Below are 23,289 nucleotides of genomic sequence, written 5' to 3'. Positions count from 1 at the left end.
CACGATAATTGAATCTTTGTCATAAATACAATTTTAATCTAAAACTTATTTGCTATGAGAACTCTTACTTTTATAATCATCGCTCTAACATTGGGATTAACAGCTTGTGAAGGTCCTATGGGACCAACAGGGCCAGAGGGACTGCCTGGGGAATCAGGTAGTGATTTTATTGGTACTACCTTTGAATTTACCGGTAATTTTACAGAAGGAAACGACTATCAGATGGTTTTTAATTTTCTTGATAACGGTTTTGACCCCTATGAATCGGATGTAATTTTAGCCTATATCCTTTGGAAAAGTGCAGACGGACTAGACTATTGGCGACCATTACCACAAACTGAATACTTTGAAAGCGGAGCCATTCTGCAATATAATTATGACTTTACTGCCGATATACCTAATAACAGAATTGTTGACATGGCTGTATTTTTAAGTGGAGACGTAGTGTTTTCAACATTGCCAGACGAATATACTCTCAATCAAACATTCCGTGTGGTTGTGGTGCCATCTGACTTTTTAAACAGTGCTAACGTTAACATAAACAATATCGAAAGTATTCTGAATTCGGATAATATAACATTGAAAGAGACAACAGTTGCACCTGTTCTTCTTGAAAAATAATTGATTAAGATACCAATGTCAAAGACCATCTTCGGGTGGTCTTTTTTTATTTTAATATGTGTTTTTTTATCCAGCAGGCAACTGGTCTTTCAACATTTTCTGAATCAATCTTGTGGTGTTTGCTTAATGGTAGGTGTAGGTAAAAAGTACTTCCTTTCCCAGGTGAACTTACAGCACTTATCTGACCGTTGTGTTTTTTTACAAATGAAAAGCACAACGAAAGTCCCAAACCTGAACCATGTTCTCCTGCTGTTCCTTTCGAACGTTCGTTAATATCCTCACTTAAAACTTTCGCAATTTGTTCATTTGTCATCCCAACCCCATGGTCGCAAATTGAAAATACTATCATATTCTCAATAGCCTTAGAACCGATATGAATTTTTGAATTAGGGTATGAGAACTTAATTGCATTGGATAGCAGATTTCGTAAAATAGTCAGCAACATGTTCTTGTCACATTCCAATTTTGCTTCATCAACCATTTCTACAATTTCAATTTCTTTTGCTTTTGCAAGGTGATCAACATGCTTGATGGTTTCTGATATTAATTTAAGATTACTGACAGATTCGTACTGTGGCGTAAAGTTCTTGCTGTTATTTTTCGACCAGAAAAGAAGATTGTTGAGTAAATCATAAGTAGAATTTACCATTGGAACAAATTTGGTCACCATCTGATTAATCGATTTATTTTCGAGTAAGTTATAGTGCATTAATTCCGTGAAATTCTTCATGTTGCCAACAGAATCTCTCAGGTCGTGACCTATTATAGAAAGAAGTTTCTTCTGATAATCGTTGATTTGTTTTACCTGAACAAGCAGTTCCTTATTTTTGATTTGTTTAAGTCTGTTTTCAAGCAATACAACAACACAAATAATTAATAAGATAATTGTGGAGATACTGAGTATTAAGAGTTTTTGTTGTTTACTGGCCAGTTCTATATTGCTCTTTTCTGTGGTTTCCAGAATTCTTTGTTGTTCTCCGTAAGACTGTTCCGTTCTAAGTCTCTCTATTATATTCTCCTGGTTTTTCTTTTCAAGGGAATCGCCATAAGCTTGTTTTAATAGAGCATGTTCCAATGCCTTTTGATAGTTTTTTTGATTGTTGTACATTTCATATTAAAGGTGATGTACCGTTTTTATCAAGACATGATTATTTAAATCATAACTATATTTTTTTGCATTATTAATGTGTTCGAGAGTCTTTGAAGAGTTGTTTTTTAATGATTGAAGATTGGCCAGATAGGTTTCTTCCATTGCCATCTCATATAATGAACTATCTTTTTCGAAACGTTTTAATGCCAATAAATGATAGTTAATAGCAGTGTCATATTCTTTAGCATGGCTATGTGCAAAACCAATACGGCTGTTATTATAGGCAGTTAATTCATCATCAATATTCTTAATGTATTCATTCGATTTTTTATAATAACAGGTAGCCGAATCGTTATGCTCTGTCCCCAGAAAATAGGTTCCAATATTATGAAGATCATAGGCTATTTTAAAGGAGTCTTTAACAAGCAAATCGTAATGGAGTGCCAGCCTGTCATGTTTAATAGATTCTTCATCCTTACCCAGGTTGTAATACTCAATTGCTAAACGACTGTGACATGTGGCCAATAGATCATTGTTATTGTAGGCATAATTCATTGCCTCGGTAATATATTCGAGCGCTTTTTTATATTCACCATTCATTGAATAAACATCACAAAGACCAATCAGACTTGTGACAATTCTGACTGTATCATTAACATCGATCGACTTTTGACGCGCTTCGTTATAATAATCCTGGGCTTCCCTCTGCGACTTAAGGATGAGTTCATTCCCCAATTCGTTTAAGATGTCAATACGGGCTGTATCAACAATCTCATCCTGTAACAATCTCAACAGACTGTCAGTTTTGCTTGTTTGTCCATACGATACAAACGATGTAATTAAGATGCACAAAATAATTAGTGCAGCACTTTTCCCCATTATAATATTTGATGTGTTACATGTAAATGCAACCGGTCCCATACTTAATTTCCCCTAAAGCTTAGGATACATCAATTCAATTTTTTTGTTTCATAAATATTGAACTTTATACATATGATAAAAGGTACGTTTGTCAATTTAAAATCTTTCTTAGTTGGCAAAGGCAAATTATACAGATAGAATAGGAATTTTAATCAGTAAATTTTAAAGATTTGGTAGTAATCGAAAATATAAATCAGACTTAAACTTAAAACGAATGAAATACATGGAGAGATCATCCACATAATAAAAAAACGCTTCACCTCTGTTTTTCTAAGAATATTCCGGTGACCTAACTTGGCAATTCCAATGCCAATTATGGCTGCCACATTTAATTGGACGAGGGATGTTGGAATTCCTTTTATAAGTGATGCAACAAGCAGGAGTGAAGCTGAAAGAAAAGCAATGATTGCGGCCTCAATTCTGCCAAACATTACAATCTCTTTGCCTGTATTTCTGAGTACTTTATTTCCCATTATTGAGCTGCCAATACCAAAGCACGGAGCAACTATTAAAGTGCCGAGGATCATTACCTGAACAAAGTTGCCGCTGGCTATATTTAATTCATTAAAGGCCATGGTAGTGATGGGTCCAACGGCATTGGCAACATTATTGGTCCCAATTGAAAATGCCACATACATTGACATTATCAGTACCAATGCTTTAATATAAGGACTCTGATTCAGCTTTGATGAAATGGTATAACCACGCCTACGAAGCGGTTTGTAGATATATTTTCCAATACAGTAAGCAAGTATAAATGATAGCACCGGCATAATAAACCAGGTTGGCAAAATCTCATAAAAGAGTTTATGACTGTCGAATGAGTTAAAATAGATGGCGGGTGCAACAACTGCTGTTACGGTTGATTGGCTGGTTGATTGAGGAATACCCATTATGTTGGCAAGCAACAATGAGATTGCCACTGAGAAAAGAATAACAGAAACTACCGAAAATGACATCAGTTCGGGTGATAATAAGCCGCTTCCAATTGTTTTGGCTGTTTCTTTACCACCAATGATAGCACCTGCAAAGACGGCCAGTCCGAATAGTCCGGGAATTAAACTTTCTTTGATGATTTTTGATCCATAAGCAGCCGAAAAGGCAGGTGCTGTGCCACTGGCTCCCATATTGATGGATAAAAACATGGCAACCAAAAAAGGAATTATAAATGGAATAAGCATGGGGTACTTTTATGATTTCAAAATTCATAAAAGTCAGCTACAAGTCAAACCCGTTTAAATAGTATATTCAACTACGCTTTTAAACGTAGTTTATAGTTTGTAGTAACCGTTTTTAATGGCATAAACGACTAGTTCTGCGGTATTTCTTGATTCTGTTTTAAGCAGTATGTTTTGGCGATGTTTATCAACAGTGCGTTTACTCAAGAATAGTAAATCGGCAATTTCACCATTTTGCAAACCCTGGCAAATATGTAATAATACTTCAGCTTCGCGTTCGGTTAGTTCTGATGAGCGATCCGGTTTATGTGCTTTGCTCATATTCTTGAGAATAGAATTCAAAATCTCGGGTGAGAAAAAACTATTACCTTTTGATACTTCTTCAATGGCTTTCTGAAGTTCTTCAAAACGGGAGTTTTTTAATAAAAAGCCTTTTGCACCTGCATCTATCATATCTTTATAAAAGCATTCATCGGCATGCATTGATAAGGCCACAATTTTACAGTCGGGTAAAATCTGCAAGGTTTTATAAGTTGCCTCTATTCCGTTCATTTCGGGCATATCAATGTCCATTAATATAATATCGGGCGAAACCTCCTCAACATTTACCAATAGCTCTTTACCATTATTTGCTTCATAGATAGCAGTAACATTATCGCATTTTTCCAACAAAAAACGTATGCCTTCACGGAAAAGAATATGATCATCAACCAAATATATGCTTACCTTTTCTTTCATATTGGTATTTCTATCTTAATGTAGATGCCTTTACCCTGTTCGGTTGATAATTCAATACTACCATTAATCGATTTCACCCGCGATTTGATATTTAATATACCTGAACCTTTTGCAAGGGCTTTACTTTGGTCTAGTCCTATACCATCATCTTCATATAAGGCAATTACACTCTGCTGATGAACAAACATTGATATGAATGCTGTTTTAGCATTTGCATGTTTGAGAGTGTTGTTGATGAGTTCGCAATACACCCGGTATAAAATCAGGGATATATTATAATCGGCTAATTCATTAGTTAGATTAATCTCAAGCCTGACCTTTAATTTCCCTGAAGCTTCAATATCATCTACATAATTTTGTAAGGCTTTTTTAAGGCCAAATCGTTCAAGTACTTTAGGGTTCAAAAAGTTTGATATCTCTTTTGTTGTCTGTATAGCTTGATCAACGGCTGTTTCGGTTCTTGACAGAATTTCATTGTTTTCCTTATCAAGCAAGGGAGTGTTTAACGCTGACAAAAGCATTTTGATAGAGCTTAATATGGGGCCCAGACCATCGTGTAATTCTTTTGAGAAATGCTTCCGTTCTTTTTCTTCCGTTTGCAATATTGCACTCAGTACTTTCGACTCATTGTCTTTTCTTATATTTTCAAGATGATTTAACTGAGCAAAGATTTTTCTGATATAGATGGATGCTATTAACATTGTGGCCGATATCACAACGGCTATCCAGTTATTCACCTGAGAGAGCGTGCTGTGATCAGTTCCATAAATCAGGGCAAGTAAATCGTTTAATCGTCTGAAGGCCATCAAAAGTAAACCAATAGAGATGCTAATCCAGGCGACATTAAACTTAGTCTTTGGTATTAGACTAATAGTAATGAAGAAGGCTCCAAACTGGAATAATACTGAAATACTTAATGACACTAAAACAACCATATGCAAACTTACAAAAAGTGTAATCGCCCGAAATACGTTTTAAAACGTATTTCAGAATGAAAGAAAGGAGATGACTTTTGTTTGATGAAGTTAAATTTAATTATCTTAACACTATTATCTAAACCTAATAAGCATTGTTGTGAAATATTTTTTTGTAATTCTTTGGCTTTTTCTTATTCCGGTTGCTGCGGATGCTATTTTTTATAATGCAAGGGCATTTGTGGTAAGTAATGATAATGATACCATAATGGGGGAGGTCAGATTGAACTGGTTCAACGAAGCTTCGGGTGCCGTATATTTTAATTCATTTGACAAAGAGACGCTTCATTATGAGGTTTGGTTCAGGCCTGCCGGATTAAACACCTGGAAAGCCTATGCAGCTGATGAATTAAAAATGTTTTCTTTCCAGTTTCAAGGGCAGACTTATGCATATAAAAGTTTTAATCTTGATAAAAGAAGCTTGCATAAGTGCGAACGAAACCAACATCGTTTTTTATTGTTGAAGTTTAGCGGATCGGTTGAGTTATATCAGGATAAGATTCGAATATATAATATTGGATACAAAGGTTTATTATCAAATACGTATTACACCTATGTTGATTATTATTTGTATTCGGAAGCAGAAGGCCTGATAAGAGCAGAGAAATCTAAAGAAGTAAAAAATATAAGAGACTTGTTAATTCAGTATGGAATAGAATCGGAATTCATTAAATCCTTCTCAGGTAACATTAATTTTAAACGTCTGCCTGAAATACTGCACGAATATAGTCAATGGAAGAAAGAGGTCAGGGTATAAAAAACCCGGGTCTTCCTGTGGACCCGGGTAAACGTGTTTAAATAAACCAAATACTAAAAGGTTACTGTACTTATTGTACTGCTTATAGTAAAGGTTTTTCTTAATGATCCGCTGGTGTAGCTGCCGTTAGTGTACAATCCATCGTTTTCATCGCCACTATAAGAACCACCGGTATACAATTTATAAGTTGTGCCTGTACTTAATTCATCAGAGGAGAAAATTATTGAGTAATAATTTCTTTCTGGAGCAAAAGTAAAAAGATCATTCCCGTTACTATCTTCCAGATGAATTAGGCTTCCTGCATTTAATCTTGTATTTGTTTTAAATAATATAGCAGGTTGAGTTGATCCACTGGTAAAGTTGTAGGTCATATTCGAGTTGGTTCCGGAAATCAGGATAAAACCACCGGTTATGACAGAACTTCCGTTGACGTCCATTCCAACTTCTGGTGAGGATTGTGGTCCGTGAACCAAAATGGTTCCACCTGAAATTGCCATGCTTCCGTTACTGTCCAAGGCATCACCTCCTGTTCCACTCAAATAAATAGATCCATTGTTGATATAAAGTTTACTTCCATCATCACCTTCACCACCATTACCAAAGGTGGCATTAAAACAATCATCAGAAGCTTTCACTCTTACTTCACCATCATTAATTGTAATGTATGGAGCTTCAATACCTTCAACAGATTTCTGTATGTCGGTTAAACCTCCGTTTATAATTACTGAATTTTCAGCTTTTATTCCATCATCAGCACTTGAAACAGTAAGAATACCACTACTAATGGTTATGGATTCATCAGCTTTAATTGCTTTGGCTTCGTCATAATCACCCTGCCACTGATTAATAACAATAGAAGAACCTGTAGTTGTAACATCCATTTGAGGGGATGTTGAACCATCTCCATAGTAAATGGAACCATCAACTGAAATTCCTCTTCCTCCGGTTCCGGAATTGGACAATGATAATGTGCCGCCATTAATTGTCAGATCACCATCGATTGACATACATGACCCATGGTAGGCATCTTTAACACCTTCCTCATTGGTGTAGGTTGTGCCATTGCCACTCGAAACAATAGTGATTGTAACACTATTAACAAGTACATTTGCATCGCCCGAAATACCTCTTGATCCCATCCCTTTGGTGGTAATATCAATGGTAGTACCGGTTAATATCAGGTCGTCATCACTTTTGATAAAAGTACAATACGAGGGATCATATCCCGAACCGGAAGCCTCCAAAACGGTGGCTCCGGCTGCGGTACCTGTGATGGAACAGTTAATTAGTTGCATGGGTTGTTTACTTTTTAATCCTTTGGACTGATCGCCCAGAATGGTTAATTCAATAACGCTATTGCTAATTGACATAGTGCTGTCGCAGGCTATTGCTTTAACATCATCTGCCAAACTATTAATTACAACTGATCCGTTTTGAATTTCAACCACACCTTCGTCGCCGTCAATGCCATCACCCGAAGCAGTAATATCGAGATTACCACCATACATATAAAATCCATCAGCTGCATGAATACCATCCTTCACACTACTGATAACGTTTATGTTTCCTTCGTTAATGATGATCTCATCATCCGAACGAATGGCATGTTGGTCCTCTCCGTATCCGGTTACATCCAATGATCCACCACCGATAAAAACCAATTTGGCTTCACTAAACAGGGCCGCTTTCTGATCTTCTTCTTCACCTTCTGTAATAACCGGATCGTTGTAGGTTGCACCATCAGCCAGAAAATTACTGGTGCCTGCAACAAGATGTATGGTTGCTTTTGTATCTGTTTGAATATTTATAGCCGGACCAACAGGATTGGTAATGTTGACGCCATTAAGCAGGATATTGAAACGCTTCAAAGAATATACTTTAAGCATACCATTGCTTGTTGTGCCTGAACAGATATAGTTAATATCCTTTGTATCCATTGTTGAGCTTACGGTAACATAGGCTCCTTCGGTGGTGATGCTTACCCCTTGGTCGGCCAATGGATTGATGATGCTTACACTCGAACCATCATAGTTTATATAGATATTATAACTGTTATTGCGGGTAAAGGAGATACTGTCAATATCTGAAGTAATTTTCGAAATAACGGTACCATTGTTAATGAAGTATAGCGTACTTTGGTCGTTACTGAAATACATACTGTCCGATTCAAACAGTTCATATGTTTCAGGTGTATTCTGGTTGTAAAAGTGGATATATTGCTGGGCCTTGACAAACGCACCAAGGCTTAAAATACAGATGAGTAAAAGTATTTTTTTCATTGCTTGATGAATTTGATGGTTTGGTTATTAACTTGAAGAAGATAGATGCCATTAGGTAAGGAACTGATGTCGATGGCAGTATTTAATCCTTCGATATCGGTTCGTTTAATTAACTCTCCTGTGATAGAATAAACAGAAATTTTTCCTTCTGTTACTTCGTTCATAAGAAGGTTGATAAAACTGCTGGCCGGATTAGGATAGACACTAATTTTATCATCCAAGGAAGGATTCTTATCAACCGCAGTTGAGGCATCAAAAAATAACTGTTGAGTATAAAAAATACTGTAATAGTTAGAAGCACCTTCTGTTTTATTGAATAGCAGATTGTTGTTGGTAAAAACAATGCTTTTCAGATTACTAATTTCAAATTCAGTGCTGGATCCGTCTGAATGTTTAATGCTTATTGACTGGCTCCAAAGATTAGACCCAATCAAGAACATAGCGAACATAACGCTACATTTTAATGTACATTTCATTTTATAGAATTTGGTATTACGATATTCCTCAAAAAAGAACAGATTGAGGGCATTAGAATACGAAGGTGTTTGGCTAAAGTACAATATAATTATTGAAAATGAAAATGGGATTCTTTTACAGATTGATAAACAATATCTAAATTCGTATTAAGCAGGTAAATTTTTAGATAGAACTTAAAATAAACAAAATATACTATGAAGATTGGAATTGTATTTCTCTTATCACTTTTAACTGTTTCGGGTTTCGCTAAGAAAAAAGGAGAAGAATTTAAATTGTTTTATTTGGGAGGTCAGTCCAATATGGAAGGCTATGGTTATAACAAGGACTTGCCAGACAGTTTATTGAATACCTTGGATGATGTCTGGATATTTCATGGTAATCCGGTTGGCGATGGAAATGAAAATGGAGGTTTAGGTATTTGGGAACTGCTCAAGCCAGGCCATGGAACAGGTTTTAAATCGGATGGTACAAAAAATATGTTGAGCGATCGGTTTGGTTTGGAGCTGAGTTTTGCATATCGCTTAAAACAGCTTTATCCAAATGAAAAGATTGCAATTATTAAATATGCCCGGGGAGGAAGTTCTATTGATAGCCTGGCTGGCGGTAATTTTGGTTGCTGGGAGCCTGATTACCAGGGAAAAGGTGGAATTAATCAATGGGACTATTTTTTGAAAACCATTAATGGAGCTTTATCCCAAACAGATATTAATAGTGACGGTAAAGAGGACGTTTTAATTCCTTGCGGAATTGCCTGGATGCAGGGAGAGAGTGATGCCGATAAAACAGTGGAAATTGCTGAGCGTTACGAGGCCAGTTTAAAGCGACTGATGGATATGATAAGAGCTGCTTTCCGTACAGATGATCTCCCTGTTGTGATTGGTAAAATTACTGATTCGTGGAATCATAAGAGAGGAATCGTATGGCCTTACGGTGATCTGGTTCGCCAGGCTCAGGAAGATTATGTACGTAAAGATAACAAAGCTGAAATTGTTAGAGAAACCAAGTATTATCATTATTCCGATCCCTGGCATTATCAGAGCAAAGACTATATTGATTTTGGTAAATGTGTTGCCGATAAAATGTATAAGTTGATGGAATAGTCATGATTAGAATGCTTGATTGGAAACGAAAACTGGATACATGCTCATCAAATGAATTATTTGACCTATTTAGGGATACAAATCGTATTAATATTGAGCCTCAGTTGTATGCAGGAAATCTTCTTTTTGAAAGGGGATTTGATCTAAATAAGCTTATTAAAGTTAAATTGAGTTTGAAAGAAAGTCTTCAACATGCTTTTGATAAAAAATATCATACGAATCCACGGAAAATAATTCGAGAAAATGTTGTGAGTGAAATTACTCTAAGGATTATTCTTTTTGTTATTACTGCAGGGATGCTTGTGATAGCAGGAAAGGTCATCAATATTGAGTTATTCGGCATTTCAATTGCCCAGATGTATTGGATTGCATTTTTTCAATTTCTTCCGTTGATCAGGATAAATAAAAGTAATGAGAAAGCAATCAGAATTTCAAAAGAAGCTGAAGAAAAAAAGGACCGGTTGATATTACAAATAGAAAAAGAATTGAAATTTTAAAAATATCAAAACCTGAGAAAGTTAATGGATCGAATCTTTAATAGTGTTTTAGCTAATGGAGATTCGATCCTTATATTTTTATTTAGTCTACAATTTCCTTAATGTTGACTGTTTTTTTAGCGTGGTCTTTATCATAGTCGAAAACCAAATCACCACTAGTTCCATCCATACTTATTGAGTTAAGATCATACCATACAACGGCTTTACCAACCTGAACTCCGTTTAGGAATTTAACCTCGTATTTATCTTCTGTTGGCTGGATAATCTGCAGATTGCTGTTGTTTTTAATCTTCATTGAAAAAAGCGAGATGTTATCTCCTTTGTAGGTCTCTACCTTTATTACACCAGCATCATTAACAACAAACTGCATGCGTAGCAGTCCTTCATAAATCTTAGGATTTCGTTTATAAAATTCCGGATTGTTTTTATTCAGCAGGTTACGAACCGTCATGCCCGACATTCTTCCTCCATTTAGCGACAGTAGTTTGAGAGCACTGAATAAGGCAATCATATGCTTGTTGTAGTTCTGATCGGCGAAAGTCTTCATGTAACTTTCTATCTGGTCTTCGGCACTGAATGAGGCACTTGCAAGAAGAATGGGTACTTCTTTGGTAAAACCTTCTATTTCACCTACAACTCCGCGAACTACCACTTCGTCGTTTGAATCGACTGTAATTTGTGAGTCGAAAGTTACTTTCTCAGTTGGGAAGGACAGCAAATCAATTCGGGTGCCATCAGCTTTATATTTACCATAGAAAGCTAGTTTTTTACCTTCGGGGACTTCAAAATCAATGTTGTCGCTAAGCACAGGATAGGCTTTGTCAGATAAGCCTAAAATTAAATGCGCCGGTTGCTCACTTCGGGCCAAACGTCGTTGGCTAAGACTTACAGTACCTGAATAACTAATCAACGAATAAATATTACCTTCTTTACCAACATTAAATGCCTGACTAAATGCATTGTCGGTGCAGTTTACCGGTAAAAACCATTGAAGGTCGCCTCCGCCGTTAAAGGCAGCATACCATAAATCACGTGTTCCTCCATAAGCCTGATAGCTTTGTCCTCCAATATTTATCTGATTGTTAAACCAACCAGACAAAAGGTAATTACCATTCTGGGCCATTTTTCTGTCTGAGATAAACACTTTGCCTTCATTACCTTGTTCAAGCGATCTGGCAATCATTTGCCACATGTTGTTTGATCTGCTGTCATTATTGATTCTGATAGCCAGTGGTTTGTATTTCTCATATTCAGGCATCACAGCACCAATTGGGGCGTTGATATAGGTTGGATCGGTAATGGTATATTTACGTCCGTCAACCATCACTGAGTATCCTTCAATCGGAGTACTGAAAGCCGTAGCGGCAGCCATATGACTGAAGTAAGTTAGAGCCACCACATCCATACCCAGCAAATCATTTACCAGTCGTGTAAATAAAACAGCCCTGTCCTCACAATCGGAATAAGGATAATAAAACATCTCATCAGGAAAGAACATCTTTTCGTAATTAAACTGATCACGGTCTGTTTTGTATTCGAATGAGTTATGGAGATAGCTCAATAAGTAAGTCACTGCTTCCGTTTCCGATTTACCTTCTACCTTTGGTTTTAATTCTTCAAATAAAGCTTCTTTTAGGCTTCCCGACATGGCTGCGTTGAGGTAAACTGAGTTGTCGGTTTGTGGAAAACTGTTCAGGAAGGCAATAATCGTTTTGTCAAGCTGCAGATTGATAGCTTCATCTGAACCCGGTAACTTTGTTTTTCGGGTAACTGTATTTGATGGATCGTTAAAGTTCAGGCTAAATGGAAGATGCAGGTCTATTTTTCTTGTAGCTCCACCAAAACTCTCGGTATAGGTATAAATATTTTTGGCATTAACCTTTGTGTTCAGAAGATAAAAATTATCTCCATTAATGTTGTAATAGGGCTTTTCATAGATCTGTTGCATAAAAGGTAATAATAAACAAACCGTTTGATTAGTATAGCCAATTTTTGCCTGGTAACCAGCCTGATTCAGAATTGCCCATGTCCACATTTCTTTGTTATTAGACGCTTGAAATAATTGTTTGGACGTATTCTGTACGAGTTGATAAACACCCCAGTCGTTGAGGTTTTTCGATTCAGCATAGGCCACCATTGATTCAATATAAACTGCGTAATAGGTTTGAGTGAAATCTTCCCAGTATTGAGCAAAACTTTGAGGTTTTACTGATTTTAACGCCAGGGATTTCATTCGGTTGTCAATCTTTAAAGCGGCATTGGAACCAAAAAAGTCGACATTTATATTTTGCGTATAAGAATCGGCATCAGCTGGTAGTTGCAACATTGGGGTAATGGATATAGCAGATGTTTCATTCAGTACAATATCGGGTTTTACCGGTGCCGGTATGATGATGGGCTCAGGTTCTTCAACCACCTCTTTGGGTTCATCAACAACTGGTTCAAATGCAGGTTGATCAATAGGCTTTGGAACTTCAGCTATTTTTTCTTCATTTTCAATCTGCTCAACTTCAGTAAAGCCTTTTTTTAGATAACTTTCAAAAGCTTTATTCATCTTTTCGAGGCGATCCTCATACTCTTTCTGCATTCGTTCCATTTTCTTCTCGTAATCCTGGTTCATCCGATCCATAAGAGCTTTATATTCTTCATCCATTCTTTTAAACGGATCATCTTGTTTTACTTGCGAAAAGGTTGACAAGCTTACTGTTATAAGAAAGAGGAAAAGATAGTTTTTCATAGCTACTGTTTTTAGATTAAATCAGTTTATCGTCAAGCATTTGTACCACCATGTCTTTAACGGTTTGTTCCAAAGGAATGTATTCCAAACCTAATGCTTCACGACTTTTGGTTGAATTCAAACTGAGCGGAAATCCAACATTACGTTTGATAAATTTGCTACTTAGTTTAAACATCCAACCTGTCATCAATAACAAAAACTTTGCCGCATGTTTCGTTGGAAGTTTAAATTTGCCTGGAAAAGCTTTTTCTATCAACTTAATATAATCCAAAACATCAATAGTTCGTTCGGCTAACAAATGCCGACCTTCACTCTTTTCATTCTCTAAAGCAAGAATGTGTGCCTTGGCCACATCACGAACATCAACAAAACCAAACATGATAGCCGGTGCACCCATGGCAAATTTTCCGGAAAGAATATCCTTCATAAAACTCAGACTCTCAGAATCGGATAAACTGCTTAATGAAGGTCCCATAACAAAAGATGGATTGATAACAAACAATTTCCATTCATCCTGACTTTCTGCAATCTTCCAGGCTTCTTTTTCTGCCGAAACCTTAGAGAAAGAGTAAGGTTGATGTGTTAACGAGCTGGAACCATTGAATTGTTCTTCAGTAAATTCGTCGAGACCTTGTTCCTGCATATCGATGGTGTCGCCATGAATAGCTGCTACACTGGATGTAAGTACTACTTTTTTGACAGTACCTGCTTTGCTTGCAGCAAACAATACATTACGTGTACCTTTAATGGCAGGATCAATCAAATCTCGTTGAGCATCTTTAAATCTTAACGTGAAAGGAGAAGCAACATGGATAATTGCATCGCAACCCAAAGCTGCATCATCGAAGGAACCCTCTTCAAGCAGATCAGCTTCCCATATTTCAAGTTTGCCTTTGGTTGTAAGGGCTATCTGTCTTAGGTTTTCGTATTTGGCTTCGTTGTTTTTATCTCTAACGGTTAATCTAACGGTATATGCTTTGTCAAGCAGCCCTTTTACTATCCAGGATCCTACATATCCAGTACCTCCTGTTACTAAAATTGTATCCATGTCTGCATTTATTAGAAAGGTTAAATTACTCTTTTCCTTTTACAACAGAAAATGAAAGTGGCCGGCTCCAATCGGAAACCGGCCACTTTCATATAAGATTTGGGTAATATTTTTATAAACCGAATAATCTGTAACCTACAGAGAATGTCAATACATCAGTTTTCTGACCGATATTGTAATCAGCTAAATCTGAAATATCAGATAAACCCCACTCATAGCGTACATCAGCAGTTAAACGCCAGATTTGAACACCAGCTCCTGCCTGGAAAGTCCAGTTTGCTTTTTTGTATTCATCCAGCTCAGGAATATCTGTTTTTGTTTTGGCAATAAACGAGGCAACCGGTCCGGCAACTCCATAAACTTTAATAACAGATAAATCTAATAGCTGAAGATTAGCTAGCAAAGGGATGTCCCATGTATGGAAATCATTTTGGCTAACATCAAATCCCCCGTTGTAATATGCTTTTAATTCAGATGTCTTTTTTGCATAATACAATTCAGGCTGAAATGATAAAGAGCCAATTAATCTAACTTTTCCATATGCTCCGAATAAGAAGCCACTTTTTGCATTGTTTTTTATGTCATCAAGATTATCGCTCGATGTGAAATCAGATATTTTTATTTTGGTAGAGTTAAATCCTGCCTTTAATCCAACTGCAATCCTGTCCTGTGCGTTCAAAGTAAAAACGATGCCTATTAAGGCTACTATCACAATTAGCTTTTTCATTATAATTAGGTTTTTATGAATTTATTAGAATTCAAAGTTTCAAATTTATGACAAATTAAAAAATGTTTACACGTATAAAAAAATGTAACAATCAAATTTTTTAGTTCGTTAAGGTTTTGTTCTCGAAATCAAAGATCAGATAATTATCTTCATTAATGATGAGCTTAAGTGACTCTCCGTCAGTTGCCTTGAATTGTGTTGATTTATTCAACAAGGTTAAAAAGTAATGATCCCACTCCGAAACACAACAGTCTGTTGAACAATTGGTTCTGGTGAATTCAATTTCGCCATCCTGACTGGCAATATATTCACCATTACAACTTTTCTCAGATAAGTATAATTCATACTCCTCTGTTTTTGGGAAAGACAGACTGATGTCATTGGTGTCCTGATCTAGCGGAAACGGATAATCTGGTGCTACAACCTCAGTTAGTAACCATTTGTCTTCGAGTAAAAAAGTTGAAGTAATTAGCGGATCGCTGGTACTGCATTGTGAAAACACAAGCCAAATTATCAGAGCTTTGTACAGGTAGTGCTGCTTTATATTAATTCCACTCATTATAGGTGTTTGAATTATTCAAAGATAATGGCTTGTGCGAAATATTAAAACAACCCGGGATAATAACCAAAACAGCTATTCGTTCTCTACTAGAGGAATAAACTGGATTTTCACCTTTACTTCGTCCTGAACGGGTACTCCAAACTGATAGGCTGGTTTCCATAATGGACCATTTTTAATAATTCGTATAGCCTCAATGGAATATGCATGTCCCGGTGATCGTTTTATATTAATGTCTTTTATATCTCCATCATCAGATATAACTACCAGGGCTACAACGATTTCTTTTTTGCCGCTGCCATCCTCAGGGTAGCGCATTTCTTTTAGTAATTCATCCAGATATTCATCCATATCAATTTCAGGTTCAGCAGGAACAAAGTCCTCTGTTTGTGCAGGTTTTTCTTCTTTGGGACTGATCGTTTGAATTTCACTTAGAGCAAAGAATTCTTCATTGAGCGTAAAATCAATGGTGTCGTTGTTATTCTGCGCTATTTCAGATGGAACATAGCCCAAAAATGAAGCTGTAACAGGTTGGGCTGTATCGTTTATCGGAAATTTTAGTCGATAACTACCATCCGCATTTGATAAAGTAGCATGTGAAGTGCCTTTGACCTGGATGTTGGCACCAGCTACCGGGTGTTGATATTTGTCTTTGACTTTACCCTGTATGGTAACCATATCAATTTGACCAGTACCTCCACCAATAAATTCTTCTCCTTTTAATGTTCCAGATAAATGGTTGTTGCCACTGTCAGATTCAGTTCTTCGTTGATTTGATTCAATAAAAGATTGTGGTTCAACATTGAAAGAATTGATTTTAGCTTTTTTTGATGATGCCAATTGAACCTTACTTTTAGAAGCTTGAACAGAGGGAAGCTTTTCAATAGATTCGCTTTCGTCTGCCAGTTCAGGTTCTGCATCAGCTAGCGTAACCTTATCAGCAAGTACTTTTTCTTCTGGTTCAACAACAATTCTATCCTCTTCTTGCAGAGCTTCAGTATTTGGCTGATCCAATTGATCTTGTTTGTCTGGCGAAGATTTTTCTTGTTGAATAACGGGTTCAATTTTTTGCGAAACTAATTGAGGTTGTTTGGGTTGTAATAATAGTAAAACAGAAAGAAGTCCAAGTATAACAATAACAGAAGCAGCAACAGCCACTGACTTTCGATTGATAAACCTGACAATACCACCTTTATCTTTCTGGATTTTAGATTTTAGAAAAGCTAAATCTTTAGTCAGATCTTCTTCTTTAAAGTTTTTAAACCCATCCAGAGCATCAGATTCAAATGGATCATTTAATAAATGGCGTTCAAAAGCATGCTCATCACGGGCATTCATTTTTCCTTTCAAATATTGGAAGAATGATGACAAACCTGTTATCATATTATGTCCGTTTAACTTATTCATGCTTTTGACTCAATGCAATTCTTTAAATTACGTTTTCCATTCTGTATATAACTTTTTACTTTCTTAACGTCAAGTGTTAGTTTTTCACTTATTTCCTTATAACAAAGTTCATTAAAATAAAATAATTCAATGCAACTTCTCTGCCTGTCTTTTAATTTTTCAAGGCACTCTTTCAGTCGGATATCCATAGCATCCGGCTCCCAGTTATTAGTATGATGCAAAGGTTCCTCTGTTTCCATAAAAAGAAGTTCACTTTTTTCATATTCAGATGAATTCTTTTTAAGGCTTTGTTCTTTTCTCAGTTGCATCAGGCAATAATTCTTAGCTACAACATACAGCCAGGGCTTAAAATCATTTATTTCTTTTCCGGGAATTTCTTTGTTAAGTTTTTCAAAAATACCCATAACAGCATCCTGGGCCTCTTCTTTATTCTTCAAATATTTTAAACATACCCCATAAACCAGGTGCATGTACCTTTCATAAAGTTGCCCAAGAAAATCAAGATTTTGAGTTTCCTGAAATTTCTTTAGCAAAAGATCATCGCTTAATGGTTTGATTTTGAAGAAATTTTGAATCATAGATCTATTAGAATGCTCTAAAAGTAGAAAAAATATCAAAATTTTTTATGGAATAAATAAATGGGCTGCATCCTATTGTCAGAATGTAGAACCATAAAATATAAATACTATGAAACGAATTGCTTTAATATCAATGATATTTGCTTTGATGAGTTTTCAGTTAATAGCTCAGCAAGTAATTACAGGTAAGGTAACTGATGAAACAGGAGCAGAGATACCTGGCGTGAGTGTGTTAATAAAAGGTACACAAACCGGAGTCATAACAGATGCATATGGTGATTATAAGATCACTGTTAATTCAGATTCAGATGTACTCGTCTTTTCTTTTGTTGGTATGAAAGAAGAACAAATTGCAGTGAAAGGCAAAAAGGTTATCAATGTGGTGATGAAGAATAACCAGGTGGCTATTGAAGAATGTGTGGTTGTTGGGTATGGTGTACGGCAAAAGCGTTCCATAACAGGAGCGATTTCAAATAGTTTAAAAGGCAACACATCCGGTGTGATGATCCGTGGTTATGCTAACCATATTGCCTATGACAAAGAGTTTAATACCGAAAGTTATGCTTCGGTAAGTGAAAATGGCTATAAACAGGTAACCGATGAGCCGCTTTCTACTTTTTCGGTTGATGTTGACCGGGCCAGTTATACCAATGTTCGTCGATTCTTGAATCAGGGACAGCTACCTCCTGAAGGATCTGTTAGAGTGGAAGAGATGATAAATTACTTTAATTATGATTACGAATTGCCTGATGATGAACACCCTTTTTCTGTTGGTTCTGAAATGGCTGTTTGTCCTTGGAATAATGATCATTACCTATTGAAAGTGGGTTTGAAAGGAATGGAGATTGACAAAGAAAATCTACCTGCATCCAATCTGGTATTTCTGATTGATGTTTCGGGTTCAATGAATTCCAGTAATAAATTACCTCTTTTAAAATCATCATTCCGATTGCTGGTTAATGAATTGAGAGATGAAGATTATGTGTCGATTGTGGTGTATGCCGGAGCTGCAGGTTTAGTGTTGGAGCCAACTTCCGGTAAAAATAAAAAGACCATACTGGATGCATTGGACCGATTGCAGGCCGGAGGTTCAACTGCAGGTGGAGCAGGATTGATGCTTGCTTATAAAACAGCTAAGGAGCATTTGATAAAAGGCGGAAATAACAGAATTATTCTGGCCACTGACGGTGATTTTAATGTGGGAGAGAGTTCAAATGCCTCAATGGAAGAGTTGGTATCGCAGGAAAAAGAGAATGGCATATTTATGACAGTGCTGGGTTTTGGAATGGGCAATTATAAAGATGATCGAATGGAGATAATTGCAGATAAAGGCAATGGTAATTATGCCTATATCGATAACCTTCAGGAAGCTCAGAAGACTCTGGTAAGTGAATTTGGCGGAACCCTTTTTACCATTGCCAAGGATGTGAAATTTCAGATTGAGTTTAATCCTCAAAAGGTACTGGCTTATCGTTTGATTGGTTACGAAAACCGATTGTTGAATAAAGAAGATTTTAATGATGATACCAAAGATGCCGGAGAGATTGGAGCTGGTCATACAGTAACCGCACTATATGAAATTATTCCGCAGGGAGCTGAGGATGCTGAAGTGTGGATTAAAACGGTGGATGATTTAAAATATCAGAAAAAGCTGGTTCATCGAACTAATGATACAAGCAATGAATGGCTGACATTGAAATTGAGGTATAAAAAACCTGATGAAAACAAAAGTACCTTAATGGTATTTGCTGTAAAAGGAACAGTTGATGAATTTAAAAAGGCCAGTCATGATTTTCGATTTGCGGCATCAGTTGCTGCTTTTGGAATGAGGTTAAGTGACTCTAAATATATTGGTGACATGAATTATGATTCAATTCAAGATATTGCTAAAGAGGCCCGTGGTGAAGATGAAGATGGTTTTAAAGCTGAGATGGTACGACTAATTAAAACGGCTGATTCATTAAGTAAACAGGTTGCTTTGGAGGAATAATATTTAGATAAGCTAAAAAAACGGGATCGCATCCTATTTGAAAAATTCATTTAAGATGCTATCCCGTTTTAATTTTTTTAGTGCGATCTATTCAGCAGAAGTAATACCAACCAATTTTAAATCCTCCCAATAGTGAGGATAAGATTTGGTAACCACCATTGGATCATTTACAGATATTTTTACACCGGTAAATGAAGCTGGTGCAAAGGCCATTGCCATACGATGGTCTTTATAGGTGTCGATTTCAATGGTTCCGCTTACGTCTTTTTTATCTCCGCTCCAAATCAGGTTGTCTTTTTGATTTGATTCAAGCAGATAACCCATCTTGCCTAATTCGTTGATCAAAGCTGAGATACGATCAGTTTCTTTAATCTTTAATGTTTGCAGCCCTGTAAAATGGAAAGGAACATTCATCAGACAGCAGGTAACGGCAACTGTTTGAGCCAGATCAGGCTCATTAATAAAATCGTAATTTAGTTTTCTGCACTTTTTACCAGTATTAACCAGATTTACTCCTTTTTGTGAGAATTTGGTTTCAATACCCAACTCTTTATATATTTTCTGAACATTCGAATCACCCTGCAGACTGTATCGCTTTAATCCTTTTAAAGTGACACTCAATTCAGGATTTATGGCAGCAATTTCGTACCAATAGCTGGCAGCACTCCAGTCCGATTCTACACTTGTTTGAACAGCTTTATAACTGGCTTCCGGAATGATGATTGAATTACCTTTCCATGTACCTGTAACACCAAATTCTTTCATTAAAGCCAACGTCATATTCAGGTAAGGCCTTGAAATTATATCTCCCGTCAGTTTTAATGTTAAACCATTTTCTATAGTTGGAGCTATCATCATCAATGCCGAGATATACTGACTGCTGATATCACCCGGTAATTCTAGTTCACCACCTTTTAAAGCGCAACCAAATATTTTTAAGGGAGGAAATCCTTCATTCTCGATGTATTCTATTCTGGCTCCTAGTTGAGTTAAAGCATCAACCAAAATTTTAATGGGGCGTTGTTTCATGCGTGAAGAACCTGTGATGGTCCACTCACCAACAATTTTAGATAAAAACGCTGTAAGAAAACGCATCGATGTTCCGGCAGCACCCACATCAAAAGTTGAAGTATCAGAATTTAACACGTTTAGCATCACTTTTGTGTCATCGCTATCAGATAGGTTTTTGATTTCGAAAGGACTGTAGCTTAATGCGTTTAATAATAATAACCGGTTGCTTATGCTTTTAGAAGCAGGCAGTTGTATTTGCACACTGTCTGTCTTTTTCTCAAACTGAAGCGTATATTGCATTTTAAGTTTTATTTGAAATTGTTGTAAAAGTACAAGGCATCATAAACCTCTTTCTGGCTTGCCTGGCAATTTATCTGAATCTTACCGATTTCTTCGAGCAAGGTAAAATTGATTTTATTGCCTTCATTCTTCTTGTCATGTGTCATCAGCCTGTATAACTCATCGTACTTATCTGTTGAAAAGTCGAAGTGTCCGTAAATGTCTTCCAATCGTTCAGCTAATTCTAATACCAAAGGCATTGGAAATCCTAAACGGGTATGCGACAGATATAGTTCGCAAATCATACCAAATGCTACTGCATAACCATGAAGTAATGGCCTGTCTTCGTACAAGGCCATACTTTCAAATGCATGTCCGTAGGTATGTCCGAAATTCAATGCTTTACGAATATGGTGTTCGGTAGGATCATTCTGTACAAAATAATCTTTGATGCGGATCGAATCAGCCACCAATTCTTTCAGCTTATCCAAATCAGGATTTTTAATATCGAAACTTTTTAGTTTCTCCCATTCTTCGGCAGAGTAGATGAAAGCATGCTTAATCATCTCGGCAAAACCCGAAATAATATTTGGCTTATCAAGGGTTTCAAAAAAGCTGGTGTCGATCAATACGGCTGTGGCATGATTAAATACCCCAATTTCATTTTTAAGACCAGCAAAATTAATACCTGTTTTCCCTCCGATTGAAGCATCAACCTGTGATAAAAGAGTTGTTGGAATATTAATAAATTTAATTCCTCTCTTAAAAGTTGAAGCGGCAAACCCACCTAAATCACAAGGCATTCCACCCCCTAAAGTTAATAATAGCGATTTCCTGTCGGCACCGCCATCACTTAGTAATTTCCATACCTCCTCAACGGCAGCAAGTCCTTTGTTGTTATCGCCGTCGGCAATAATAACAGTACGTTCAGGACTAAGGCCTTTTACTTTTTCAATTTTATGGAAACAGTGTTTATATGACTCTTTATCTGATAGAAGGAAGACTTTCTCTTCTGGAAAATTTGATATAAGATGCTCAATGTCTGTTGTCAGATCATCTACTATAAATACATTCGACTCTTTTGATAATAGCGGAAACATTGATCAGTTTTAAATATTCAATTGCAAAAATAGTTAATTTTGGGAATTAGGAATAGGTTTTTAGATACGATTAGGATTTTATAATAATTCATTATTAATTGGTAGATATTTCTTACGAATTATGACTTTGATGAATAATAACAATTAGATTAATGACTATAAAATTTAATAATAAGAAGCAAGTGGGTCCCCGAGGCATGATTCTGGCTCTGATGGTTTTGATTGCCTTAGGTTTAGTGGCCGGGAACTATCTGTTTATAGAACCCAGAAACATTACATTAGAGCTAATATTATGGGGGCTACTTCTGGTTGCAATAGCTGTTTATTATTTTGGTGGTTTCTATTATGTAGATGTTGAATTGACTGCTGATAAGATAGATATTAAGTTTTACAGGCTTTTTCCATTTGGCAGGCAATATAAACGAATTCTGATTCCTGTTGAGAAAGTAAAGAAAATTAAACTCTCGATGGGACTTGGTGGCTTGGGGCGTAGTTTGAAGATAGAAGGAAGCATACAGGGCCGACATGCCATATTTCCATCTGTTGGTATTGCAGCTTGCGACAAAACACAAATTAATGAATTAAAAAAGTATATTGATTTCATCAATAAAGTAAAGTAGTTATGCCCAAAATATTTCTTTTTCTTCTGTTATTACTTTTTACTACCTCGATTAGTGCCCAGTATAAAAAAGCAGATTGGTATGTAAGTCCAAAAATTTCGTTTGCTGATTACAGTGATAAGAATGATTGGGATGGATACAGTATTTCAAAGATTCCTCCTGTTTCGATGGCTGTTGAATATGGATTAAATGATTTTTTAAGTGTTGGGGGAATGTTTGGTTTTAATCGGGATAAATATAAAAATGACACTATTTCTACCAATCTTCATAAATACGGCAAGGTTGTTTTAGGAGGATTAGCATCCGTTCATTTTGCCGGGTGGATAGAGAAATGGACGAATTATTCTGTTTTTCTGGGTGATTGGGATTTTTATGTAACAGGGGGAGTGATGTTTGAATGGTCGTCCAAAAAAGAAACAGATGTTTGGAATGATGAGTTGGAGATTTATGAAAATTTTAATGATAAAGAATTAAAGCTAAAGTTGAGACCAGCTGTTGGTGTTCGTTATTTTGTTACTGATGATGTTTCGATGCTTCTGGAAGTTGGCAAAGCTAATTTAGGATTGGTCACAACAGGACTTACCTTGCGTTTATAAATATA

General features: G+C 36.3%; 22 protein-coding genes. 7 read left to right on the top strand and 15 right to left on the bottom strand.

All coding sequences use genetic code 11. The features are described from left to right. Positions 1-54: 54 nt before the first annotated feature. Positions 55-621, top strand: a complete 567-nt coding sequence (locus ACRD62_RS01470; RefSeq protein WP_430818344.1) for a hypothetical protein — start codon at positions 55-57, stop codon at positions 619-621. A gap of 46 nt (positions 622-667) precedes the next feature. On the opposite strand, the gene ACRD62_RS01465 is transcribed toward ACRD62_RS01470, so the two are convergent. The 5 genes from ACRD62_RS01465 to ACRD62_RS01445 all read right to left on the bottom strand — a co-directional run bounded on the left by ACRD62_RS01465 (position 668) and on the right by ACRD62_RS01445 (position 5,483). Beyond that, positions 668-1,729, bottom strand: a complete 1,062-nt coding sequence (locus ACRD62_RS01465; RefSeq protein ID WP_430818343.1) for a sensor histidine kinase — start codon at positions 1,727-1,729, stop codon at positions 668-670. Positions 1,730-1,735: 6 nt separating this feature from the next. Further along, positions 1,736-2,590 (bottom strand): hypothetical protein, encoded by an 855-nt coding sequence (locus tag ACRD62_RS01460; RefSeq protein ID WP_430818342.1) that lies wholly within the window; start codon positions 2,588-2,590, stop codon positions 1,736-1,738. Between the two features lie 194 nt (positions 2,591-2,784). Further along, on the bottom strand, positions 2,785-3,813 hold the full coding sequence (locus ACRD62_RS01455; protein WP_430818341.1) for an inorganic phosphate transporter: 1,029 nt from the start codon (positions 3,811-3,813) through the stop codon (positions 2,785-2,787). Positions 3,814-3,903: 90 nt separating this feature from the next. After that, entirely contained in the window at positions 3,904-4,548 is a 645-nt protein-coding gene (locus ACRD62_RS01450) for a response regulator transcription factor (protein ID WP_430818340.1), read from the bottom strand. Further along, the gene (locus ACRD62_RS01445) at positions 4,545-5,483 is read right to left on the bottom strand and encodes a sensor histidine kinase (RefSeq protein ID WP_430818339.1); all 939 of its coding nucleotides are present in this window, start codon (positions 5,481-5,483) and stop codon (positions 4,545-4,547) included. Before ACRD62_RS01445 ends, ACRD62_RS01450 begins: the two co-directional genes overlap by 4 nt. 139 nt (positions 5,484-5,622) lie before the next feature. Between ACRD62_RS01445 and ACRD62_RS01440 the strand changes: the two genes are divergently transcribed. Next, entirely contained in the window at positions 5,623-6,279 is a 657-nt protein-coding gene (locus tag ACRD62_RS01440; protein ID WP_430818338.1) for a hypothetical protein, read from the top strand. Positions 6,280-6,332: 53 nt separating this feature from the next. Here ACRD62_RS01440 and ACRD62_RS01435 read toward each other — a convergent pair whose 3' ends face one another. Together ACRD62_RS01435 and ACRD62_RS01430 are read right to left on the bottom strand one after the other, a co-directional pair. After that, a complete protein-coding gene (locus tag ACRD62_RS01435) occupies positions 6,333-8,558 on the bottom strand; it encodes a carbohydrate-binding domain-containing protein (RefSeq protein WP_430818337.1) in 2,226 nt (741 codons plus the stop codon). Next, positions 8,555-9,034, bottom strand: coding sequence for a T9SS type A sorting domain-containing protein (locus ACRD62_RS01430; RefSeq protein ID WP_430818336.1), 480 nt, complete (start codon positions 9,032-9,034; stop codon positions 8,555-8,557). Before ACRD62_RS01430 ends, ACRD62_RS01435 begins: the two co-directional genes overlap by 4 nt. A gap of 195 nt (positions 9,035-9,229) precedes the next feature. Here ACRD62_RS01430 and ACRD62_RS01425 point away from each other — a divergent pair, with 195 nt between their 5' ends. After that, entirely contained in the window at positions 9,230-10,135 is a 906-nt protein-coding gene (locus tag ACRD62_RS01425; protein WP_430818335.1) for a sialate O-acetylesterase, read from the top strand. A 2-nt stretch (positions 10,136-10,137) separates the two neighbouring features. Beyond that, on the top strand, positions 10,138-10,632 hold the full coding sequence (locus tag ACRD62_RS01420) for a hypothetical protein (RefSeq protein ID WP_430818334.1): 495 nt from the start codon (positions 10,138-10,140) through the stop codon (positions 10,630-10,632). An 82-nt stretch (positions 10,633-10,714) separates the two neighbouring features. Here the strand turns inward: ACRD62_RS01420 and ACRD62_RS01415 are convergent, their stop codons facing one another. The 6 genes from ACRD62_RS01415 to ACRD62_RS01390 form a co-directional block, all read right to left on the bottom strand. After that, positions 10,715-13,369, bottom strand: a complete 2,655-nt coding sequence (locus tag ACRD62_RS01415) for a hypothetical protein (protein WP_430818333.1) — start codon at positions 13,367-13,369, stop codon at positions 10,715-10,717. Between the two features lie 16 nt (positions 13,370-13,385). After that, entirely contained in the window at positions 13,386-14,417 is a 1,032-nt protein-coding gene (locus tag ACRD62_RS01410; RefSeq protein WP_430818332.1) for an NAD-dependent epimerase/dehydratase family protein, read from the bottom strand. Positions 14,418-14,529: 112 nt separating this feature from the next. Next, complete coding sequence (locus ACRD62_RS01405; protein WP_430818331.1) at positions 14,530-15,144, bottom strand: porin family protein; 615 nt, start codon at positions 15,142-15,144, stop codon at positions 14,530-14,532. A 100-nt stretch (positions 15,145-15,244) separates the two neighbouring features. Next, positions 15,245-15,703: a hypothetical protein gene (locus ACRD62_RS01400; protein WP_430818330.1), complete on the bottom strand. Its 459-nt coding sequence runs from the start codon at positions 15,701-15,703 to the stop codon at positions 15,245-15,247. Between the two features lie 75 nt (positions 15,704-15,778). Continuing rightward, complete coding sequence (locus ACRD62_RS01395; RefSeq protein WP_430818329.1) at positions 15,779-17,110, bottom strand: carboxypeptidase-like regulatory domain-containing protein; 1,332 nt, start codon at positions 17,108-17,110, stop codon at positions 15,779-15,781. Beyond that, the gene (locus tag ACRD62_RS01390; RefSeq protein ID WP_430818328.1) at positions 17,107-17,688 is read right to left on the bottom strand and encodes an RNA polymerase sigma factor; all 582 of its coding nucleotides are present in this window, start codon (positions 17,686-17,688) and stop codon (positions 17,107-17,109) included. The genes ACRD62_RS01395 and ACRD62_RS01390 overlap by 4 nt, the downstream gene beginning before the upstream one ends. A gap of 109 nt (positions 17,689-17,797) precedes the next feature. Between ACRD62_RS01390 and ACRD62_RS01385 the strand changes: the two genes are divergently transcribed. Then, the gene (locus ACRD62_RS01385) at positions 17,798-19,678 is read left to right on the top strand and encodes a vWA domain-containing protein (RefSeq protein ID WP_430818327.1); all 1,881 of its coding nucleotides are present in this window, start codon (positions 17,798-17,800) and stop codon (positions 19,676-19,678) included. An 87-nt stretch (positions 19,679-19,765) separates the two neighbouring features. Here ACRD62_RS01385 and ACRD62_RS01380 read toward each other — a convergent pair whose 3' ends face one another. Both ACRD62_RS01380 and aroB read right to left on the bottom strand, forming a co-directional pair. Beyond that, positions 19,766-20,989, bottom strand: a complete 1,224-nt coding sequence (locus ACRD62_RS01380) for a 3-phosphoshikimate 1-carboxyvinyltransferase (RefSeq protein ID WP_430818326.1) — start codon at positions 20,987-20,989, stop codon at positions 19,766-19,768. 8 nt (positions 20,990-20,997) lie between these two features. Then, a complete protein-coding gene (gene aroB / locus ACRD62_RS01375) occupies positions 20,998-22,068 on the bottom strand; it encodes a 3-dehydroquinate synthase (protein ID WP_430818325.1) in 1,071 nt (356 codons plus the stop codon). Between the two features lie 152 nt (positions 22,069-22,220). Here aroB and ACRD62_RS01370 point away from each other — a divergent pair, with 152 nt between their 5' ends. After that, entirely contained in the window at positions 22,221-22,688 is a 468-nt protein-coding gene (locus ACRD62_RS01370) for a hypothetical protein (protein WP_430818324.1), read from the top strand. A gap of 2 nt (positions 22,689-22,690) precedes the next feature. After that, entirely contained in the window at positions 22,691-23,284 is a 594-nt protein-coding gene (locus ACRD62_RS01365) for an outer membrane beta-barrel protein (RefSeq protein WP_430818323.1), read from the top strand. Positions 23,285-23,289: the final 5 nt, after the last annotated feature.

It is taken from the genome of Carboxylicivirga caseinilyticus, assembly GCF_050589785.1.
In the GTDB taxonomy this organism is placed as follows: domain Bacteria; phylum Bacteroidota; class Bacteroidia; order Bacteroidales; family Marinilabiliaceae; genus Carboxylicivirga; species Carboxylicivirga caseinilyticus.
This window is presented reverse-complemented; position numbering and strand designations above follow the sequence as displayed.

What these genes read in the sequence shown, in the direction of transcription:
- ACRD62_RS01370 (WP_430818324.1), top strand. Translation starts at nt 22,221, where the DNA reads ATGACTATAAAATTTAATAATAAGAAGCAAGTGGGTCCCCGAGGCATG.
- ACRD62_RS01445 (WP_430818339.1), bottom strand. Translation starts at nt 5,483, where the DNA reads ATGGTTGTTTTAGTGTCATTAAGTATTTCAGTATTATTCCAGTTTGGA.
- ACRD62_RS01470 (WP_430818344.1), top strand. Translation starts at nt 55, where the DNA reads ATGAGAACTCTTACTTTTATAATCATCGCTCTAACATTGGGATTAACA.
- ACRD62_RS01465 (WP_430818343.1), bottom strand. Translation starts at nt 1,729, where the DNA reads ATGTACAACAATCAAAAAAACTATCAAAAGGCATTGGAACATGCTCTA.
- ACRD62_RS01365 (WP_430818323.1), top strand. Translation starts at nt 22,691, where the DNA reads ATGCCCAAAATATTTCTTTTTCTTCTGTTATTACTTTTTACTACCTCG.
- aroB (WP_430818325.1), bottom strand. Translation starts at nt 22,068, where the DNA reads ATGTTTCCGCTATTATCAAAAGAGTCGAATGTATTTATAGTAGATGAT.
- ACRD62_RS01450 (WP_430818340.1), bottom strand. Translation starts at nt 4,548, where the DNA reads ATGAAAGAAAAGGTAAGCATATATTTGGTTGATGATCATATTCTTTTC.
- ACRD62_RS01425 (WP_430818335.1), top strand. Translation starts at nt 9,230, where the DNA reads ATGAAGATTGGAATTGTATTTCTCTTATCACTTTTAACTGTTTCGGGT.
- ACRD62_RS01435 (WP_430818337.1), bottom strand. Translation starts at nt 8,558, where the DNA reads ATGAAAAAAATACTTTTACTCATCTGTATTTTAAGCCTTGGTGCGTTT.
- ACRD62_RS01390 (WP_430818328.1), bottom strand. Translation starts at nt 17,688, where the DNA reads ATGATTCAAAATTTCTTCAAAATCAAACCATTAAGCGATGATCTTTTG.
- ACRD62_RS01405 (WP_430818331.1), bottom strand. Translation starts at nt 15,144, where the DNA reads ATGAAAAAGCTAATTGTGATAGTAGCCTTAATAGGCATCGTTTTTACT.
- ACRD62_RS01400 (WP_430818330.1), bottom strand. Translation starts at nt 15,703, where the DNA reads ATGAGTGGAATTAATATAAAGCAGCACTACCTGTACAAAGCTCTGATA.
- ACRD62_RS01415 (WP_430818333.1), bottom strand. Translation starts at nt 13,369, where the DNA reads ATGAAAAACTATCTTTTCCTCTTTCTTATAACAGTAAGCTTGTCAACC.
- ACRD62_RS01395 (WP_430818329.1), bottom strand. Translation starts at nt 17,110, where the DNA reads ATGAATAAGTTAAACGGACATAATATGATAACAGGTTTGTCATCATTC.
- ACRD62_RS01430 (WP_430818336.1), bottom strand. Translation starts at nt 9,034, where the DNA reads ATGAAATGTACATTAAAATGTAGCGTTATGTTCGCTATGTTCTTGATT.
- ACRD62_RS01455 (WP_430818341.1), bottom strand. Translation starts at nt 3,813, where the DNA reads ATGCTTATTCCATTTATAATTCCTTTTTTGGTTGCCATGTTTTTATCC.
- ACRD62_RS01410 (WP_430818332.1), bottom strand. Translation starts at nt 14,417, where the DNA reads ATGGATACAATTTTAGTAACAGGAGGTACTGGATATGTAGGATCCTGG.
- ACRD62_RS01385 (WP_430818327.1), top strand. Translation starts at nt 17,798, where the DNA reads ATGAAACGAATTGCTTTAATATCAATGATATTTGCTTTGATGAGTTTT.
- ACRD62_RS01380 (WP_430818326.1), bottom strand. Translation starts at nt 20,989, where the DNA reads ATGCAATATACGCTTCAGTTTGAGAAAAAGACAGACAGTGTGCAAATA.
- ACRD62_RS01420 (WP_430818334.1), top strand. Translation starts at nt 10,138, where the DNA reads ATGATTAGAATGCTTGATTGGAAACGAAAACTGGATACATGCTCATCA.
- ACRD62_RS01460 (WP_430818342.1), bottom strand. Translation starts at nt 2,590, where the DNA reads ATGGGGAAAAGTGCTGCACTAATTATTTTGTGCATCTTAATTACATCG.